Below are 15,885 nucleotides of genomic sequence, written 5' to 3'. Positions count from 1 at the left end.
ACCACCGACAGCTCGATCATCTACAGCTCCCGCCCGTTGCGTCCGCCGCCGGTGCCGGAGTACGGCGCACCCGGATCCCAGTCCGACGGCGCCGGCGGCTCGTACGCCGACAGCGGCAGCGTCACCGCCGCCCGCACCCGGTGCGACAGGTACGCCGCCTCGACCAGCTCCAGCGCCGCCAGCGACGTCTCCGGCACGTAGTCGTCGGTCTCGCCCGACGTGACCAGGTCGGCCAGGCGCTCCAGGTGCCGCCGGTGCAGCGCGACCTCGTACTGCTCGACGGCGACGTCGCGCCGCGGCTGGCCGTCGGCGACGATCGTGTACCCGTTCTCCCACGGGGCGTACTCGACGAACCCCGTCGTCCCGACGATCCGGAACAGCGCGCCGGTGCGCTCGCGAGCGATCGGCAGGTAGTCGCCGGTGTTCAGCACGACCCGGACGCCGCCGCGGGTCCGCGCCATGACGACCGCCTCGGTCTCCACCTGCATGCCGTCGCGGAACGTCCGGCTGGACGTGTCGGCGGCGGTCAGCACGGTCTCGACCGGGTCAGGGTGCACCAGCGCGAGGAAGAACTGCAGCCAGTGGATGCCGGCGTTGACGATGTCCCAGCCGGCGCACTCGATCTCGACCAGCCGCAGCTCGCCGATGGCGCCGCCGCGCACCCGCGACAGCACCTCGGCCGGCCCGCTCATCGTCATCAGCCCGTGCGGGACGACGACCGGCACGTCGTGCTCGCGGGCCAGGTCGAGGATGGCCCGGCCGCCGGCCGCGGTGTCGGCCAGCGGCTTCTCCACCAGCAGTCCGCGCACCGGTAGCTCCAGCGCGGCGCGGGTGAGCTCCAGGTGGCTGGGCGCATAGGTGGAGACGCACACGACGTCGGGCTTGCACGTCTCGATCATCTCGTCGTGCCTGGTGAAGGTGGCGACGTCGTCGGCGTACGGCGCGAGCGCCTCGGCCCGGACGTCGGCCACCCCCACCAGGCGGAACCGCGGCGACTCGCGCAGCGCGCGGATCGACAGCGACCCGCCCAGTCCGGCGCCGATGACGGCGGCGGTCAGTTGTTCCATGCGGGCGGGCCCTTCTCTCGTGGGATCAGTGGATCTGGTTGAAACAGACGGTATTGCGTCCCGCGTTGTCGGTCTTGAGCTTGCGGGCCACCGCCGAGAACATCCGCAGCTTGACCGACAGGGTCACCGTCGGGTTGTACGGCGTGGACCAGTCGTCCAACTCGACCCACGCGGTGCCGCTGTACCGCTTCAGCACCTTGGTCTGCTGGTTGAACCAGAGCAGACCCATGTCGTTGGCGGTGATGTCGGGCGGCGGCGTCGCGCCGAGGAACGTGTCGCGCTGGACGGCCGCGACGCTGGACTCGAAGGTGAACGTCTCGGGATAGTTGGTGGCCGGATTCGTCGGGTTGAGCGCACCCGTGCAGATGCGCCGGATCTCCGACAGGGTCACGTCGACGGGGACCTCGTCGCCGTCCTCGTTGAGCGTCATGGTGCGCTGGTTGACGACGATCTGCACGACCTCGCCGGCGAGGGAGTCCTCCAGTGACAGCGTGCCGGAGACCTGGTAGACGCCGGAACCCTTCACCAGGTAGCGCCCGGTCGGCACGGCCGGATTCCCCGGCGCCTCCATCCGCTTGTACGGGTCGAAGACGATCTGGGTGAACGGGACCTCGAGATACGGGGGCGGCGTCGGCGGGTTGGTGACCGGGGGCGGCGGTGGGATGACGGGCGCCGCCGCCGGCAGCGTGGTGGCCACGCGCGCCAGGGTCGTGTTGTTGCCGCCGACCATGTGCGGGCGGTCCAGGATCCAGTCCTGCACGTCGATCAGCGCCGCCGGCTGGGTGTCGTCGAGGTTGGCGAACTTGGTGTACTTCTTCGGCAGCTCGCTGGGCACCGGCATCTCCACCTTGATGGCGGCGTTGGCGACCGAGCGGCCGAAGTCGTACCAGTTGACGTTGTTGTCGCCGATCGCCTCGCGGATGTAGGCGCCGGCCGTGATCGCGAGGGTCTCGGTCGGCGCGTGCTCGAGCACCATCTCGTCGTTGTCGTAGTCGACCGACACGACCTTCGTCGTGGTGGCGCCGCCGGCGAACGTGACCCGGATCTCCTCCTTGGTCACGGGGTCGACGCCCTTGACGATCTTGACCACGAGCTCCGGATAGAAGTCGAGGATCGGGTTCGCGGCGGGTTCGGCGGTGAACGTGACGGTGGCGTTGCCGTTGGTGGTGGCGACGTCGCTGGTGGCGACGAACCCGTTGTCGGGCTGCGCCCTGTGGACGCATCTGCTCAGCTTGACCCCGTTGTTCTGGACCCGGAAGTTGCCGACGTCGAACTTGACGTGCGACGGCGGCAGCTGGCCGATGCGGGGAATGATCTCAGGGCGGATCGTGACCCATGAGTTCATCCGGGTGTCCTCGACCAGCGCGCCGGACACGCCGTCGAAGCAGATGTGCGCGTAGCCGTTGCCGTCCAGCTCGCACCCCTGCGTCCGGAACCCGTTGACGCTGGAGTAGCCGCGACGCACCCAGATGCCGGGGAAGAAGCCGGCCGTCGGGTGCACGCCGTTCGACGCGACCGCGCCCCCGATGATGTGGGTGGAGTTCCCGCCGACGATCACGCCGTGCATCTTGTTGTCGACGATGTAGCAGCTGTAGAGGTGCCCGCCGGAGGCGAAGTGCGGCATCGACACGCCCCAGCCGTCGTTGCCGACGATGATGACCTCTTTCATCGTGAACCCGGCGACGTTGAAGGCGTCCTCGTTGTTGTACAGGACATCGGCCTCGTAGTTGCTGCCGGGCTCGTCGACCACGATCGAGGTGATGCCGCCGTTGGCGTTGACGGTCCCGACGTGGCCCTCGAACGCGTTGGCTGCGGTGAAGTTCGCGTTGCCGCCGGTGACCCGGACCGGATCGCCCGCCTCGTAGCCGAAGCCCGCGCGGCGGATGAGGAAGCCCTGGATCGAGCCGTCGTCGATGTCGACGTGGGCCAGGATCTCCGCCATGCTGCCGCGCCGCCCGTCCCGGTTGTCGACCCAGGCGTACGGCTTGTCGTTCGGCCGCCGCTGGTCCCTCCCGGTCAGGTGGTCGTTCGGACTCGCGCCCGGCACGCTGATGTCGATCGCCGTGAACCGGGTGGGCGCCCAGATGCCGTGCCCGTGCGTCCCGATGATCGAGACGCTCTCGATGCTGAACAACCACCAGTTGGACAGCTCGATGCCGGCGCCCTGGGAGTTCGGCGGCAGTTCCTCCTCGCCCTCGCGCGGGATGGCGTCGATGCCGAAGTCGCGCAGGTAGCCGCCCTCGTTGAAGCGCTGCGGCTCGTCGTTGCTGATCCGCAGCAGCGACCGGTAGGGGAAGCGCCAGTGCAGCGCGGTGCCGACCGGGCCCATGACGTCGGCGGCCTGACGGTGTCCGGCGCCGCGGATCTGCGGGCCGACCGCGTGGCCGGACGTGACGTAGCTCAGCTGCGAGCGGATGTCATAGTCGCCGGCCGGCAGGTAGAGCTCGAAGGGCGTGTCGTGGGCCATGAAGTCCAGGGCGTTCTGCAGCGGCGGCGCGTCGTCGGTGACGTTGTCGATGTGCGCGCCCCACGCCTTGGCCGACATCGTGCCGTTCTCGATGATGCGGTGCCAGCGGCCGCTGCCGCTGGTCGGCGCGATGTACGTGCCGGCGTTGTCGGTCTTGGTGGACGAGGTGTCGAAGACGAACCGGCCGTCGCCGCCGTCGCCCTTCTCCCAGTAGCCGAGGATGTCGGCGAGGGTCCCGTCCGCCGGAGCGGCAGCGGCCTTCAGGTCCGCGATCGTGTTGTAGGTCGGCATCGGGTCACCCCAGCGCCGGGACGTGGAGGCGGGCCATGAGCCGTGCCTCGTGGGCGAGCGTGGCCTCGTCGGAACCCTCGTCGACGGCGGCCAGGCCGGCGGCGGGGTCGTCGGGGAGCGCCTCATCGGGCCGGGTGACGGCTGCCGCGACCGCGGCCGCGCCTCCGGCGGTCGCGAGGACGCCCGCCAGAGCGGATCGTCGGCTGAAACTGACCATGCTGGCCTCCAGGGGAGTGGGAGAGGGAGTGGCCGGATCCATGCGATAGATCTGAAATGGCATGTCAGGAACGAGCCCAATTGCCCAGGTCAGCGGTGAATCAGCGGTGAGAACGCCCATATTGATCCGAAAGAGAGTTTCATGTCAAGAGTCTGCAAGCTCCAGATCATCCCGGGCGATGACGTTCAGCAGCCGCTCGCCGGCGAGGTGGCGTTCCAGGTTGCGGGCGAACAGGTCCCAGATCCGCTCGACGAACCAGGTGCTGGAGTTGGAGCCGGAGATGTGCGACGTGACGATGACGTTCGGCAGGTCGAAGAACGGGTCGTCCGGCGGCATCGGGATCCGGTAGTGGTCGTCCAGCGCGGCGCCGGCGATGGTCCCGTCGCGCAGCGCCGCCAGCAGAGCGGCCTCGTCGACCACACCCGCCCGGGCCGGGTTGAGCAGCATCGCGTGCTGCGGAAGCAGGCGCAGCGCGTCGGCGTCCACCAGGCCGCGGGTCGAGCCGGTCACCGGCGTGGTGACGACCAGGTAGTCCAGGCCCGCGAGGAACTCCGCCCGCTGGTCCGGCGTGAACGATCGGTCCGGCACGGGCACGCTGCCGGCGGGGCGGTCGAGCGGGTCGTAGCGCAGCTCGCGGGCGCCCGGGCGGAACCGCGACAGCGCCCACACCTCCAGCCCGAGCGCGCGGCAGAGCCGGGCCAGCTCGCGGCCGATGTTGCCGTAGCCGAGGACGCCGACCCGGCGGCCGCGCAGCTCCGCCTGGAACCGCGCGTCGCGGTCCCAGCGATGCCCGCGCTGCGCGTCCAGCATGCCGGGCAGATCGCGGGCCAGCGCGAGCATCATCAGCACGCACCACTCCGCGATCGGGATGTCGTTGACGCCGCTGGCGTTGGCGACGACGGCGTCGCGCGGCAGCGTCAGACCGTTGAGCTGCGAGTACCCGTGCGAGCCGAGCTGCAGCCAGCGCAGCCGCCGCAGTTGCTCGACGTTGGCCGGGCACAGGTCGGCGAACAGCACGGTCACGTCGCGGACCAGCGCTTCGGGCAGCACGGCGTCCGGCCCGAACGGCTCGATCACCTCGACGACGGCGTCCGGCGCGAGCGCCCTGACCCGGTCGAGTCCGGCGTCGAGGACGGGCTGGGCCACCAGGATGCGTTCGGTCATCGTCAGCTCCGCAGTTCCTTGCCGGGGACGCTGGCGAACTCCTCCATGCCGGGCCGGAACGGGAACCGCTCCTTGACCTCGTCGGTCAGCGTGATGCCGAGGCCCGGCGCCGCCGGCGGCAGCACGTGGCCGTCCTCGATGACGAGGTTGTCGCCCCAGAGCAGCGTGTGCAGCTCGCCCGGGTCCGGCGCCATCTCGACCATCAGCGTCGACGGCGACGCGAACGCGGCGTGCACGTTCTGCAGGAAGCCGCCGCCGGCGCTCCACGCGTGCGAGACGACGTGCCGGCCCTGGCTCGCGGCCAGCTCGCCGACCCTGACGAAGTCGGTCACGCTCAGCAGCGCGGCGTCGGGCTGGGCGATCGCGAACGCGCCGCGGGTCATCCAGAGCCGGAACTCGTCGTAGCTGAACAGCTGCTCGCCGCCGGCGATGGGGACCGGTGACGTGCTGGTCAGCGCCGCGTACTCGTCGGGGTCCTCGTAGGCCAGCGGCTCCTCGAAGAAGGCCGGCCGGTACGGCGCGGCGGCCTCCATGACGGCCTGTGCGGTGGCGAGGTCCCAGCGGTGCACGCCGATGCGATGGCCCATGTGGCCGTCGAGCATGATCTCGAAGTCCGGGCCGAGGTGGCCGCGCATCAGCGCCAGCTTCTCCGCCTCGAACTCGGCCGCCGCCTGCGGCCCGGGCTCGGGCAGGACCTCCTCGCGGCTGTCCATCTCGAGGTAGCCGGTGGCCACCTTGAGCGCGGTGAAGCCCAGCTCGGCGTAGCGGTCCAGCTTCCGCTTCAGCTCGTCCGGCGGCCACGGCGACGGCCCGCCGGTGGCGTACGCGCGCAGCCGGTCGTGCTTGCGGCCGCCGAGCAGCTCGTGGACGGGGACGCCGGCGGCCTGGCCGGCCAGGTCCCACAGCGCCGCCTCGACGCCGGACAGCACCGCCGCGCCGGCGCCGACCCGGGCCCAGAAGCCCAGGCAGCGGCGCATCCGGGTGCTCAGTACCGCGGGGTCGGTGGTGCCGCCGTCGACGAGGATCGGCCGGACGTAGTCGACGACGAGCGGCACCATCTCGGGGAAGAAGTAGCCCAGGTAGGTCTCGCCGACGCCGACCAGGCCGGCGTCGGTGCGTACTTCGACGAACGCGGCGGTGCGCCACTTCTTCGCGAAGGTGATGTACGGGTCGTTGCTGGACGGGCCGGTGAGCAGCACGGCCGTGACGTCGGTGATCCGCATGCGCCCATCGTTTGTGACACGCAGTTTCAAGTCAAGCCTAACGAAAACAGCATGTTGCTGATCAGAGGTGGTCTTGACAGTGAAGCTCAGGCAACAAGACACTGACGAACGTGAAAGAGCGTTCTGGATTCCGCGGTTCACTCACTGAGAGGTCAGGATGACCACACACATCTCGCGTCGCGAGTTCCTGGGCGCCGCGGCCGTGCTGTCGGCGGCGGCGCTGGTCGGCTGCTCCGACCCGTCGAACGCACCCGCCCAGGCGGCCGACCGCGTCGTCAACGTCTATCTCGGCGGCAAGCCGAAGATCTGGAGCCCGCTGGCGCCGGGCTCGGCACCGGACCAGCAGGTGATGTCGTTCATCTGGCACTCCCTCGTGCAGGCGGACAACAACGAGGTGCTCCAGCCGATGCTGTGCGAGAGCTACGACGTGTCGCCCGACGCCACCGAGTTCACCTTCCACCTGCGTGAAGGCCTGGAGTGGAGCGACGGCACGCCGTTCACGTCGAAGGACGTGCTGTTCACCTTCAACACCTACGCCGACCCGAAGAGCACGAACGCCGCGTCGGCGGTGTACAAGGTGGTCCAGGGTGTCAACGAGTTCATCGAGGGCACGGCCACCAGCATCACCGGCTTCGAGGCGCCGGACGACCACACGTTCGTGATCCGGACGGTGGAGCCGAACTACGGCCTGCTCATGCAGATCAGCTCGCACTGGATCCTGCCCGAGCACATCCTCGGCGCCGACCCGGTCGAGTCGGTCGCGGCGAACCCGTTCTTCATGAACCCGAACGTGAGCCTGGGCCCGTACATCTTCGTCCAGTACAAGACCGACCAGTACGTCGAGCTGAAGAAGAACCCGACCTACTTCCGCCACGACGTCCAGATCGACAAGGTCTTCCTCAAGCCGCTGACCTCGGACGTCGCGGTCGCGCAGCTCGGCACCGGTGAGATCGACATCGCCTCGATCTCGGCCACCGACCTGCCCACCGTCGAGGACCAGGACAACGTCGAGGTCGCCACGATCAAGGGCATCATCCTGCAGCGGCTGGCCGTCAACCAGGCCCAGCCGTACTTCGCCGACGTGCGGGTCCGGCAGGCGCTGCTCTACGGCATCGACCGGCAGGGCATCGTCGACACCGTGCTCGGCGGCCAGGGCACCGTGCCCAACTCGATCCTCGGCCCGGCCTGGACCCCCGACGACGTCGAGCAGTACGCGTACGACCCGGACAAGGCCAAGCAGCTGCTCACCGACGCCGGCTGGGACTTCAACCGCACGATCACGCTGATGATGATCCCGGGCACCCGCGACAAGGACCAGGCGGCGACGATCCTGCAGGACCAGCTCGGCCAGATCGGCGTGAAGGTCGAGATCGCCAACGTGCAGGGCGCCGAGATGGCCGAGGGCTACACGAACAAGACCTACGACATGCTGATCGGCGGCGCCGGCGCCGCCGACCCGTGGCTCAACTACGGCATCACCGGCTGCGACCAGCACTTCCCGGCCGGCGGCAACATCGGCTACGGCTGCGACCCGGAGTTCGACCGGCTGATGAAGGAGGCCAACGCCACGGCCGACGAGGAGCAGCGGCGGGCGATCTACGAGGACGCGGCCCGGCAGGACAACCAGACCATCTCCTACCCGCTGCTCTACAACGCCTACTCGCTGTGGGCGCACAACACCCGAGTGGAGGGCTTCCAGGCCAAGGACGGCGCGTTCTGGGACCCCGGCGCCTGGAAGATCGCCGAGTAGGTGACCGTCACGCCGCCCCGTCCGCCGTTCGACGCCGAGCTGGCCGCAGAGCTGGACGCGCTCGCCGCGACCCTGCTCACCGGGACCCTCAGCGCGGAGATGATCCCCGCGCTGCGGGTCGCCCGGACGCCGGCCGGCGTCGAACGGCTGGTCGCCGACGCCGGCGTCGAGTCGCGCGACGTGACGATCGACGGCGCGGACGGGGCGGCGCTGCGGGTGAGCGTGCTGACGCCGCCGGGGCAGCGCGGGCCGGGTCCGGGCATCGTGCACGCGCACGGCGGCGGGATGTTCATGGGCACCCGGTGGACCGGCGTGCCGATGCTGCTGCCGTGGCTGGTCGAGCACGGCGCCGTCGCCGTCACCGTCGAGTACCGGCTGGCGCCCGAGCACCCCGACCCGATCCCGGTCGAGGACGTCTACGCGGCGCTGACGTGGACCGCGGCGCACGCCGCCGAGCTGGGCATCGACCCGGACCGGCTGATGATCGAGGGCGGCAGCGCCGGCGGCGGCCTCGCGGCCGGGGCGACGCTGCTGGCCCGCGACCGCGGCGGCCCGCCGCTGCACGCCCAGCTGCTGATCTGCCCGATGCTCGACGACCGCGACGCGACCGTCTCGACCCGGCAGATCGACGGCGTCGGCGTGTGGGACCGGGGCAGCAACCGGACCGGCTGGACGGCGCTGCTCGGCGACCGCCGCGGCGGCCCGGACGTGTCGATCTACGCCGCGCCGGCCCGCGCTTCGGACCTGTCGGGGCTGCCGCCCACGTTCGTCGACGTCGGCAGCGCCGAGGTGTTCCGGGACGAGTGCGTCGCCTACGCGCAGGGCATCTGGGCCGCCGGCGGCCGGGCCGAGCTGCACGTCTGGCCCGGCGGCTACCACGGCTTCGACTCGCTGGTGCCGACTGCGGCGGTGTCGCGGGCGGCGGTGGCCGCCCGCGACGCGTGGGTCCGCCGGATGATCGGTCAGCCCCAGTTCTCGTGACCGCGGAACGGGAGGTGCGTGCCCTCGACGTAGCGCGGCCGCGGCTGGTACACGTTCACGCCCGGCTCGCCGCGCAGCAGGAACGCGCTGGGGAACGGCTGCTCGGGATGGGTGATCCGGGTCGACGTCGGGATGTAGCGGATGGTGAGGCCGCAGCGCCGGTGCGGCGACGTGTTCGCGTTGCTGCCGTGCACGATGTTCGGGTGGTGTACCTCCACGTCGCCCGGCGCCAGCACCACGTCGAGCACCTCGGACTCGTCGACCTCGACCTCGATGTCGACGCCGAGCACGTTCTCGACCTCGTCGTTGGCGCGGACCTCGCGGAAGCTCTGCGTGTGACTGCCCGGCACCAGCCGCACGCAGCCGTTCTCCGGCGTCGAGTGGTCCACCGCCAGCCACAGCGTCGTCACCTCCACCGGGTCCAGCGGCCACAGCGACCCGTCCTGGTGCCACAGCACCGGCTGGCCGGAGAACGGCGGCTTGCTGATGTAGTGCGACGCGAACAGCGCGATGTCCGGGCCGACGAACTGCTCGGCGATGTCGAGCAGCCGGTCGTCGCCGACCAGCCGGACCCAGAACGGGTCGTCCTTGACGAACTTGTGCCCGAGTTGCTCCGGGCGCACGTCGGGGTGCTTCTCCTGCAGCCACGCGACGTGCTCGTTCACCTCGGCGATGAGGTCCGGGTCGATCACGTTGCGGAAGATCGCGTAGCCGTTGCGGTCGTAGTGCTCACGTGGGGTGAGCGTGCTCTGGGTCGTCTGGGTCACGGTGGTCTCCCTTCCCTTGACAGCACTGTGGCCGCACGGGCGGGGCGGCGAATAGCACGGAGGACGCCGGGAGTTGCACTGTGGTGACCCGCTTCCGATTCCAGGAGCACGCGCTCGGCCGGCCCTGCCACGTCGCCCGGGTGACGATCCGCGGTGTCTCCGAGGAGCACCTGCACCTGGACTACTACGAGGTGATGGCGGTCTTCGCCGGGTCCGGCGCACAGCGGCTGGCGTCGGGCCGGCAGCCGTTGACCGCAGGCGACGTCGTGCTGGTGCGGCCCGGCGACCAGCACGCCGTCGTGGGGGAGGGGCGGGCGGGGCTGGAGTTCTTCAACGTGGCGTTCTCGGCCCGGACCTGGCGCACGTTCGCCGACCTCACGCAGCTGGCGGAGCCGGATCGCTGGGACGCCGCGCCGCGGCCGCCGCTGCTGCGGCCCGACCCGGCCGGCCTGGACGCGGTGCTGGCGGCGTGCGAGTCGCTGGCCCGGCGGTTCCCGACCGGCACGACGATGCTCGACCTCGTCGAGTTCTGGACCGCGCTCACCGCGACGCTGTGCCCCGTCGATCCGCTGCCGCCGGGCCCGGCCGCGACCGGCCGCACCGGCCCGCCGGACTGGCTGGCCGCCGCGTGCGCGGCGATGCCGCGGGAGGAGAACCTGCGCGCCGGCGTGCCCCGCATGGTCGAGCTGGCCCACGTCAGCCCGGCCCACCTGGCCCGCAGCCTGCGCCGCCACTACGGCGTCAGCCCGACGGAGTACGTGATCGGCCTGCGGCTGCAGCACGCGGCGGCGCTGCTGTCGACCACCGACGAGACGGTGACGCGGATCGGGCTGCGCTGCGGCTTCGTCAGCCAGTCGTACTTCATCCGCTGCTTCGGCCGCGAGTACGGGACGTCGCCGGAGCGGTTCCGGCGCGCGATGCAGCGCAAGTACGTGCCCTAGCACCACTCCAGGACGTGGCCGTCGGCGCCGGCCGGGACGACGTCGCGGTCGCGCAGCAGCACCGAGATCTCGTCGCCGCGGGCGGCGCAGGCCCGCTGGAACGCCTCCGTCCCGTTGTCCGTGTACTCGATCTCGATGACGTGCCGCCCGTACGCCTCGGTGTAGACGTCGCACTCGTCGTGGACCTCGCACTCCTCGGCGATGGCGAAGTCCAGGCCGGCGTCGCGCAGCTCCGGCGCGTTCTTCTGCGCGATCGCCAGGCCCAGGTCGTGCGCCCGCCCGGCCAGCAGCCGCGCGAACGCCAGGTTGTCCGCGTCGTCGATCAGGCCGCGCGAGCGGGTCCAGGAGTCGAGGTTGTCCGGCTCGACGGCGTCGTAGCCGGCGTCGGCGCAGCGCTCCAGGTCGGCCCCGACGACGTCGGCGAGCGTGGCCCGGTTCGCCTGCGTCGACGTGTCCAGCAGTACCTCGTCCGGCCAGTCCGGGTCGGCGACCAGCTCGCCGTCGTCGCGCAGCAGCAGCTCGCCGTGCTCGTCCTGCCACTGCCGCAGGGTCCCGGGCTGGGTCTGGAAGGCGTTGACGTAGCAGACGCCGTACGCGTCCGGCGCGGGCTCGGCGGTGACGTCGCGGATCACGACGTCGACGCCGTCGGCCGGGGGATAGGCGCCACCGAGCTGGTAGTCGACCCGCCCGCCGGCCGGCGGGAGCACGACACCGTCGCCGCCGTCGCCGCAGCCGGTGAACAGGGCGAGCAGGGCCGCGACGAGCAGGATCCGGCGCACCGTCAGCCGGCCGCCAGCTCGGCCTGCTCGGTCTCGCCGGACCCGCGGATCGTGACGACGCGCGCGCCGACCAGCTCCTGCATCGCGGAGCCGAACGACGCGATGTCGACGCCGGCCCGGACCTGCAGCTCGGTCGTCGGCAGCGGCCCACCCAGCAGAGCCTCGACGATGCGCGACCCGGGCGTGTCGGCGGGCGGCGGCTCCGGTGTGACGGCCTTGATGTGGGTGGCCGCCTCGTGCAACACCTTGTCGCCGACGACGGTGGCCAGCGCCAGCCCGAGGACGTAGGACTTGACCTGGTCGGGCAGGTGGCCGTACTTCTGGTCGCGCAGGATGCTGATCCGGTCGTCGATCGCCTTGACCTCCTCGCTGGAGGCGTTCTGCATCGCGCCGAAGCAGAAGATCGCCAGCGCGTCGGCGCTGCGCTCGAACGAGACGCCGGCCATGCTCAGCGTCGTGTTCTGCGCGCGGAAGCCGGCCCGCTGCCGGTCGACGGCGCGGTCGGCCGCGCTGAGGATGACGTTGAGGACGGCGCTCGGGCCGACGCCGACGACCTGGTCGCCGGCGGTGATGTTGAACAGCGAGCTGCGGAACAGCGCGGCCGAGCCGAACCCGGCCACCAGCACCTGCGTGACCAGCGTCTGCGTCCCGCTCGACCCGAACGTCCAGTCGAACGCCCTGATCAGCGCGAACGCGGCGGCCGAGGCGGCCGCGTTGACGGTGACGTAGGCCGCGGCGGGCAGCGACCAGACCGCACGGAGCGGGTCGTCGCGGTATCGCGACACCAGCTCGGCGATGGCGACGAGCGCGCCCAGCGCCAGCGCGACGATCGCTGCGGCGAACGTGTCCATGGGGTCCCCTGGCTCACTCGGCCTTGCGCACGACTTCCTCGCCGGGCTCGCCCTCGATGCTGATGGCGCCGTCGGCGCTCAGCTGCCCGAGGATCATGCCCAGCTGCACCTGGCTCAGGTTCGTCCGCGCCCTCAGGTCGCGGACGGTGGCCGCACCGGCGTCGGCGATCGACGTCAGCACCTCGTGCCGCTTCAGGTCGCCGACGTCGACCGCCGCCGGCGCCGTCTCGATGTCCGCCTCTTCCGCCTCGTCGGCCTCGTCGGCCGCGTCGGCCGCGTCGGCCGCGGGCTCGGGGCGGTGGTCGCGCAGCCAGATGCTGAGCGCGTCCTCGCCGACCGCCGAGTTGCGTGGCGGGGGCGGCGTACCGGGCGGTCCCAGCGGCCTGGCCATGCCGGTCTCCTCTTGTCGTCGCGGCGAGGTCAGTATGCATCGGCGCAACGGTTCGTGACCAGGGTTGTGGCGGCTAGCGCAGGTCGGCGGCGAGCAGGTCCATGAGCAGGCCGTCGTGCCAGCTGCCGTCAGGTGCGCGCTCGTACTGCCGCATCACGCCGACCGGCCGGAAGCCGGCCTTCGTGTAGCAGGCGATGGCCGCGGCGTTGTCCGCCGCCGGGTCGATGACCAGCCGGTGGTGGCGGTGGTCGTCGATCAGGTGGCGGGCCAGGGTGCGAACGGCGTCGGTGCCCAGGCCGCGGCCGTGGTAGGCCGGGGCGAGGTAGATGTCGATGCCCGCGTGCCGGTACTGCGGGTCGGCCTCGGCGTACCACTGGATGGCTCCGGCGATCTCGCCGCCGGCCTCGATGACGTACACGTGCAGGTCGTCATCGGTGAGGTCGCCGGCGACCTCGGCGGCCAGGTCGTCGCCGCCCCACCGCTCGTACACCTCCGGCGTCGACCGGATCGCCACCAGCGTCTCGACGTCGGCCGGTGTGGCCGGGCGCAGGGTCACCCGCGCTCCCGTGAGGACGGTCATCCCAGCACGGTACCGGCCCGCGTCGCAGGCCTCCGGCCGCACCCACGGCGCGATCCCGCCGTCGATGAACTGGCTGAGATCCGGGCGCCTGGACGGCGCCGGCGACGAGACGGAGGGCATCGGTACTCCTCACCGGTACGGCACTCCACCACAGGGTTCTCCTGTCCTTCGGCTGCACGGCACCCGCCGTCCACCCGGCTCGCCTACCCTCGCCGCCATGAGGCGTGCGGTCCCGGCCGTCGTGTGGCTGATCGCAGCCGTCCACCTCGCCGTCGCGCTGGCGCAGACGGCGGTCTTCCCGAACGCCCGCTCACCCGACGAACGCCAGCAGGTGGACCTCGTCCTGCAGGTCGCGGCGGGCGAGGCGTGGCCGTGGCCGGACCCCGGCACCGCGTTCATCACGGCCGGCACCGACGCCGGCTACTTCGTCCCGCTGGACCGGCTGCCCGGCCGGCAGCACCTCGCCGAGCGCGACGACGTCCCACCGCGGGGCGAGCGGCCGTCCTACACCGACTCCGGCGGCGACACGTCGCTGGGTGAGCCGGCGTACAACCAGCTGATCCAGCACCCGCCGCTGTACTACCTGCTCGGCGCCGCGGTCGTGAGCCTGGTGCCGGACTGGGAGGACCAGCCGCTCGACGCGGTATGGATGGCGCTGCGCTGGGGGAACGCGCTGCTCACGGCCGTGCTGCCGATCCTGCTGTTCCTCACGGCGCGACGGCTCCGGCTGCCGGCCCCGCTGCCGGTCGTCGCCGCGGCGACCCCGCTGCTGGTGCCCGAGCTGACGCACATCGAGTCGTCGGTGAACAACGACACCCTGCTGATCGTGCTGTTCGCCGCCGCCACCTACCTCGTCGCGCGGGTGCTCACCGGCGACCTCGGCTGGCGCACCGGCGCCCTGCTCGGCGGGGTCACCAGCCTGGCGCTGCTGACCAAGGGCTTCGCGCTGCTGCTGCCGGCGTGGATCGTGCTCGCCTACGCCGTCGCGGCGGTGCGGCCCCGTCGGCACGGCGACGGGCTCCGCGACGCGCTCCGCGGCGTTCTGGTGGCGGGCGCGGCCTGTGTGCCGGGCGCGCTGTGGTGGCTGCGCAACAGGGTCGAGTACGGCACGCTGCAACCGCACGGCACGCACGCCGAGCCGCCGGACCTGACCCCGGTGTACGGCTGGTCCGACGGCGGCTGGGACTGGCTGTCGCGGTTCGCCGAGCGGATGGTGACGCTGTTCTTCGTCAACGACCACGACTCGTCCCGCTCGCTGGACGCGTCCTGGTGGCTGGCCCGGATCGCGCTGGTCGTCCTGCTCGCCGGGATCGTCGCCGCGCTGGTCCATCGCGGCCTGCCGCGGGCGTCCGCGCTGGTGCTGCTGTTCCCGATCCCGGCGCTGGCCGGGATCGTCGCGCGCGGCTCGTGGGAGCAGTTCGCCGCGTTCGGCGACACCGCGGCGGCGCAGCAGGGCCGCTACCTGTTCCCCGGCGTCGTCGGGCTCATGGTCGTCGCGGTCGCGGGGCTGACGGCGCTGCCGGTGGCGTGGCGGCGGTGGGCGCTGCCGGGCCTCTTCGTGCTCGCCGTCGCGATCCACACGGCGTTCTGGCACGACGTGTGGACGTTGTACTGGCTGCCCTCCGACGGGTGGGGCGGGATCGGCGGCGCCGTCGAGGCGATGGCGTTCTGGTATCCGTTCCCGCCGGCGCTGCTGGGCGTCGTGCTGGTGGGCGGCCTGGTCGCGGCCGGGTTCCTGGTGCGGTGGACGGTGCGCGCGGCGGCCGCGCCGGGGCCGGTCGCGGTTGCGGCGCCGGGCCCGGTTCCGCCGGCCGAACGGCTGCCGGAGGTCGTCGGGTGAGGCGGGTGCTGCCGCTCGCCGTGCTGGGCGCGATGCTGCTGTCGGCGGTCGCGGCGCTGGCCCAGGCGCCGTACGTGACCGGCGACGAGGCGCCGCACATCGACTACGCGTACCAGGTGTGGCAGGGCCGGCTGCCGGTCTTCGAGGACGGCCTGTCGCACCGGCCGGACGGCGCGTGGCTGGCGCCGGTGCAGTGGACGGCGCAGCACCCGCCGCTGTACTACGTGCTGGTCGCGCCGGTCGTCGGGCCGCTGGCCGAGGCCGGGCACGCGGAGGCCGCGGTGTACGCCGCCCGGGCGGTGAACGTGCTGCTCTCGGGCCTGCTGGTGCTGGTGGCGCACGGCGCGGCGCGGCGCGTCTGCCGGCCCGGCAGCACGGTCCCGCCGATCGTGGCGCTCGTCGTCGCGGCGATGGCCGGGAAGTCGCTGGTCGGCGGCTCCGGCTACAACGACCTGCTCGCGGCGGTCCTCGTGACGGCGATGTTCGGGGTCGCGGCGACGGCGATCAAGCGCGGCCTGGACGCACGGCTGGTGGCGGCGCTGTCGCTGCTGGCCGGCGGTGCGGCGCTGACCCGGC

General features: G+C 71.9%; 14 protein-coding genes and 1 pseudogene. 5 read left to right on the top strand and 10 right to left on the bottom strand.

Annotation, left to right across the window (positions count from 1 at the left end):
- Positions 1-20: 20 nt before the first annotated feature.
- The 5 genes from C1I92_RS30275 to C1I92_RS30255 all read right to left on the bottom strand — a co-directional run bounded on the left by C1I92_RS30275 (position 21) and on the right by C1I92_RS30255 (position 6,429).
- Positions 21-1,067, bottom strand: coding sequence for a Gfo/Idh/MocA family protein (locus tag C1I92_RS30275; RefSeq protein WP_111258358.1), 1,047 nt, complete (start codon positions 1,065-1,067; stop codon positions 21-23).
- Between the two features lie 25 nt (positions 1,068-1,092).
- On the bottom strand, positions 1,093-3,825 hold the full coding sequence (locus C1I92_RS30270; protein WP_111258357.1) for a putative phage tail protein: 2,733 nt from the start codon (positions 3,823-3,825) through the stop codon (positions 1,093-1,095).
- A 4-nt stretch (positions 3,826-3,829) separates the two neighbouring features.
- Positions 3,830-4,042 carry a hypothetical protein gene (locus C1I92_RS30265; protein ID WP_111258356.1) on the bottom strand — a complete coding sequence of 71 codons (213 nt, stop codon included), beginning with the start codon at positions 4,040-4,042 and terminating at the stop codon, positions 3,830-3,832.
- Positions 4,043-4,186: 144 nt separating this feature from the next.
- Positions 4,187-5,206 carry a D-2-hydroxyacid dehydrogenase gene (locus tag C1I92_RS30260; protein WP_111258355.1) on the bottom strand — a complete coding sequence of 340 codons (1,020 nt, stop codon included), beginning with the start codon at positions 5,204-5,206 and terminating at the stop codon, positions 4,187-4,189.
- Positions 5,207-5,208: 2 nt separating this feature from the next.
- On the bottom strand, positions 5,209-6,429 hold the full coding sequence (locus C1I92_RS30255; protein ID WP_111258354.1) for a mandelate racemase/muconate lactonizing enzyme family protein: 1,221 nt from the start codon (positions 6,427-6,429) through the stop codon (positions 5,209-5,211).
- Positions 6,430-6,586: 157 nt separating this feature from the next.
- Here C1I92_RS30255 and C1I92_RS30250 point away from each other — a divergent pair, with 157 nt between their 5' ends.
- Together C1I92_RS30250 and C1I92_RS30245 are read left to right on the top strand one after the other, a co-directional pair.
- Positions 6,587-8,179: an ABC transporter substrate-binding protein gene (locus C1I92_RS30250; RefSeq protein WP_111258353.1), complete on the top strand. Its 1,593-nt coding sequence runs from the start codon at positions 6,587-6,589 to the stop codon at positions 8,177-8,179.
- Positions 8,180-9,160: an alpha/beta hydrolase gene (locus tag C1I92_RS30245; protein ID WP_199521749.1), complete on the top strand. Its 981-nt coding sequence runs from the start codon at positions 8,180-8,182 to the stop codon at positions 9,158-9,160. It abuts the gene before it with no gap.
- On the opposite strand, the gene C1I92_RS30240 is transcribed toward C1I92_RS30245, so the two are convergent.
- The gene (locus C1I92_RS30240) at positions 9,142-9,927 is read right to left on the bottom strand and encodes a phytanoyl-CoA dioxygenase family protein (protein WP_111258352.1); all 786 of its coding nucleotides are present in this window, start codon (positions 9,925-9,927) and stop codon (positions 9,142-9,144) included. The genes C1I92_RS30245 and C1I92_RS30240 overlap by 19 nt on opposite strands.
- Before the next feature lie 83 nt (positions 9,928-10,010).
- Between C1I92_RS30240 and C1I92_RS30235 the strand changes: the two genes are divergently transcribed.
- Positions 10,011-10,868 (top strand): AraC family transcriptional regulator, encoded by an 858-nt coding sequence (locus C1I92_RS30235; RefSeq protein ID WP_146605338.1) that lies wholly within the window; start codon positions 10,011-10,013, stop codon positions 10,866-10,868.
- On the opposite strand, the gene C1I92_RS30230 is transcribed toward C1I92_RS30235, so the two are convergent.
- From C1I92_RS30230 to C1I92_RS30215, 4 genes are all read right to left on the bottom strand, one after another.
- Positions 10,865-11,647, bottom strand: coding sequence for an endo alpha-1,4 polygalactosaminidase (locus C1I92_RS30230; protein ID WP_199521748.1), 783 nt, complete (start codon positions 11,645-11,647; stop codon positions 10,865-10,867). The genes C1I92_RS30235 and C1I92_RS30230 overlap by 4 nt on opposite strands.
- Before the next feature lie 2 nt (positions 11,648-11,649).
- The gene (locus C1I92_RS30225; protein WP_111258349.1) at positions 11,650-12,498 is read right to left on the bottom strand and encodes a hypothetical protein; all 849 of its coding nucleotides are present in this window, start codon (positions 12,496-12,498) and stop codon (positions 11,650-11,652) included.
- Between the two features lie 13 nt (positions 12,499-12,511).
- Positions 12,512-12,889: a hypothetical protein gene (locus C1I92_RS30220; RefSeq protein ID WP_111258348.1), complete on the bottom strand. Its 378-nt coding sequence runs from the start codon at positions 12,887-12,889 to the stop codon at positions 12,512-12,514.
- A 73-nt stretch (positions 12,890-12,962) separates the two neighbouring features.
- Positions 12,963-13,469 carry a GNAT family N-acetyltransferase gene (locus C1I92_RS30215; RefSeq protein ID WP_111258347.1) on the bottom strand — a complete coding sequence of 169 codons (507 nt, stop codon included), beginning with the start codon at positions 13,467-13,469 and terminating at the stop codon, positions 12,963-12,965.
- A gap of 217 nt (positions 13,470-13,686) precedes the next feature.
- On the opposite strand from C1I92_RS30215, the gene C1I92_RS30210 reads away from it, so the two are divergent.
- Positions 13,687-15,309, top strand: coding sequence for an ArnT family glycosyltransferase (locus tag C1I92_RS30210; protein WP_158564347.1), 1,623 nt, complete (start codon positions 13,687-13,689; stop codon positions 15,307-15,309).
- A pseudogene (locus C1I92_RS30205) lies at positions 15,306-15,885 on the top strand (hypothetical protein); the annotation flags it as partial. The gene C1I92_RS30210 and the pseudogene C1I92_RS30205, both read left to right, overlap by 4 nt.

The sequence above is a fragment of the Jiangella anatolica genome (assembly GCF_003236295.1).
Lineage (GTDB): Bacteria > Actinomycetota > Actinomycetes > Jiangellales > Jiangellaceae > Jiangella > Jiangella anatolica.
Note: the sequence above shows the minus strand (reverse complement) of the source record. Positions and strands in the feature narration are given on the sequence as shown.

Excerpts from the sequence above, each read along its gene's own strand:
- C1I92_RS30275 (WP_111258358.1), bottom strand. The coding sequence starts at position 1,067 with ATGGAACAACTGACCGCCGCCGTCATCGGCGCCGGACTGGGCGGGTCG.
- C1I92_RS30270 (WP_111258357.1), bottom strand. The coding sequence starts at position 3,825 with ATGCCGACCTACAACACGATCGCGGACCTGAAGGCCGCTGCCGCTCCG.
- C1I92_RS30265 (WP_111258356.1), bottom strand. The coding sequence starts at position 4,042 with ATGGTCAGTTTCAGCCGACGATCCGCTCTGGCGGGCGTCCTCGCGACC.
- C1I92_RS30260 (WP_111258355.1), bottom strand. The coding sequence starts at position 5,206 with ATGACCGAACGCATCCTGGTGGCCCAGCCCGTCCTCGACGCCGGACTC.
- C1I92_RS30255 (WP_111258354.1), bottom strand. The coding sequence starts at position 6,429 with ATGCGGATCACCGACGTCACGGCCGTGCTGCTCACCGGCCCGTCCAGC.
- C1I92_RS30250 (WP_111258353.1), top strand. The coding sequence starts at position 6,587 with ATGACCACACACATCTCGCGTCGCGAGTTCCTGGGCGCCGCGGCCGTG.
- C1I92_RS30225 (WP_111258349.1), bottom strand. The coding sequence starts at position 12,498 with ATGGACACGTTCGCCGCAGCGATCGTCGCGCTGGCGCTGGGCGCGCTC.
- C1I92_RS30220 (WP_111258348.1), bottom strand. The coding sequence starts at position 12,889 with ATGGCCAGGCCGCTGGGACCGCCCGGTACGCCGCCCCCGCCACGCAAC.
- C1I92_RS30215 (WP_111258347.1), bottom strand. The coding sequence starts at position 13,469 with ATGACCGTCCTCACGGGAGCGCGGGTGACCCTGCGCCCGGCCACACCG.
- C1I92_RS30210 (WP_158564347.1), top strand. The coding sequence starts at position 13,687 with ATGAGGCGTGCGGTCCCGGCCGTCGTGTGGCTGATCGCAGCCGTCCAC.